This window comes from Methanoregula sp. (assembly GCF_002835825.1).
GTDB lineage: Archaea > Halobacteriota > Methanomicrobia > Methanomicrobiales > Methanospirillaceae > Methanoregula.
In genome coordinates this window covers 1-1,456 of record NZ_PIZH01000519.1, presented here as the reverse complement: position 1 = coordinate 1,456, position 1,456 = coordinate 1, and the positions used below count along the sequence as shown (strand labels likewise).

Genomic DNA, 1,456 nt, shown 5'->3' with positions numbered 1-1,456 from the left:
GAGACTTGGTGGAGCTTGGGAAAGGATACGCTAGATTCTGCACCCTGCACCTCATTGGGATCTCGATCATCCTGGCACCCTTTTTTTACCGGTTCGGTTTATCCAACCTGCTGATGGGAGGAATCTGTATCTTGATCGGACTCGCGATCGGGAACAGTCCCGGACCTGCCTGGCTGCTCCCGCTCGGGATCCACCCGGCACCATTCTGGTCTGTTGATTATACACCGCTCTTCCCCTGGTTCGGCGTGGTGTTGATCGGTATGGGTGTGGGGTCCCTCTTGTACCCGGACGGTACACGAAGGTTTTCTCTACCTTTTTCGTTGCCGGGATGGAGTTCGGTACTGGAATTTGCCGGAAAACACTCTCTGGTGATCTACCTGGTGCACCAGCCAATTATTATTCTTCTCCTGCTGGTTTTCACGGGAAAGGTCCCGGTTTGACCGGGGGGTCCTGTATTCAAAAAAAAGGAAGCGAAAAAGGAGAGGCAGATACAAGATTGAAACAGGGATTTAATTCTCCAGGGGAGATCCCTTCAGAATAAAAACCGCAATAGCCCCGATAATAATACCCACAACAATGGCAAATGCTATGGGTGTATGAAACGCAATCAGCAGGATTACAACGATAAGCCCATAGATAGATCCTTCAACCAGGGGTGCGCTCAGGGCCTTAACGTTCATTTTCATATATTCTCATCATGTTGATAAATAGACCGCTCTCCCGGAATCTCCCCGGAGGTCCAATCCAGGGATCCCGACGCTGCCTTATGGATAGACGGCGGGTTTTTGTCAGCGCTTTTTTAGTTCGGCGAGAATTGCCTGGTCCAGTTTTTCGGGAATATCCTTCGAGCCAACGAGTACCACCTTGCCCACAATGACCTCCGGGACACCGGGATTGCTGACACCCAGTTGCTGATTGAGGGATGCGGAGAGCTTATTGTTGGTCTCATTATGCCAGGTCTCCAGCATGCGGAAATCCACATCCGGATATTTCTGCGGAAGAGACTGCATGAACGGCATGACCTTTTCACAGTGCGGGCATTCCTGGCCATAGAAAAAGTACACGATTACCTTACCGGGAGTATCGGACCCCGCACTCTCCGGAATTGTCTGACCGGAAGGCATGCCGGGAAAGACGAACGCCAGTACGGTGCAAAGAATAATCGCTGCAAACAACAGTGCTGAAATTTTGATGACTTTATCCATAAGGGTATTTCCTTATACCGGTTTTCCCGATCACGATAAGAACGAGCGAGTGTCGGCAATTCTTGCCGCCAATTTGTTGTCAGCGGGGACCGTGAAGCGGGTAGTCAAGCGGTAACTTTTTTCCAATCCGGAAAAGCAGTACTGACTGCATGGTTCTCCAGTCACTTTTTCTCTTCATCCTCGCCGGCCTGTGTGAGATCGGTGGGGGATATCTGGTCTGGCTCTGGATACGGGAAGGGAAAGGTATCGAA

At 50.8% G+C, this 1,456-nt stretch carries 3 protein-coding genes and 1 pseudogene; 2 read left to right on the top strand and 2 right to left on the bottom strand.

All coding sequences use genetic code 11. From position 1 onward, the window contains the following. A partial coding sequence (locus tag CW742_RS12885; protein ID WP_292421000.1) for a heparan-alpha-glucosaminide N-acetyltransferase domain-containing protein occupies positions 1-440 on the top strand: 440 nt, incomplete at its 5' end. 69 nt (positions 441-509) lie between these two features. Here CW742_RS12885 and CW742_RS12880 read toward each other — a convergent pair. Then, positions 510-686: a hypothetical protein gene (locus CW742_RS12880; RefSeq protein WP_292420999.1), complete on the bottom strand. Its 177-nt coding sequence runs from the start codon at positions 684-686 to the stop codon at positions 510-512. A gap of 102 nt (positions 687-788) precedes the next feature. Next, complete coding sequence (locus CW742_RS12875; RefSeq protein WP_292420997.1) at positions 789-1,205, bottom strand: thioredoxin family protein; 417 nt, start codon at positions 1,203-1,205, stop codon at positions 789-791. Between the two features lie 149 nt (positions 1,206-1,354). On the opposite strand from CW742_RS12875, the pseudogene CW742_RS12870 reads away from it, so the two are divergent. Further along, positions 1,355-1,456, top strand: a pseudogene (locus CW742_RS12870) (hypothetical protein); the annotation flags it as partial.

Bases quoted from the DNA above. Each gene is read 5' to 3' on its own strand.
- CW742_RS12880 (WP_292420999.1), bottom strand. From the start codon at position 686: ATGAAAATGAACGTTAAGGCCCTGAGCGCACCCCTGGTTGAAGGATCT.
- CW742_RS12875 (WP_292420997.1), bottom strand. From the start codon at position 1,205: ATGGATAAAGTCATCAAAATTTCAGCACTGTTGTTTGCAGCGATTATT.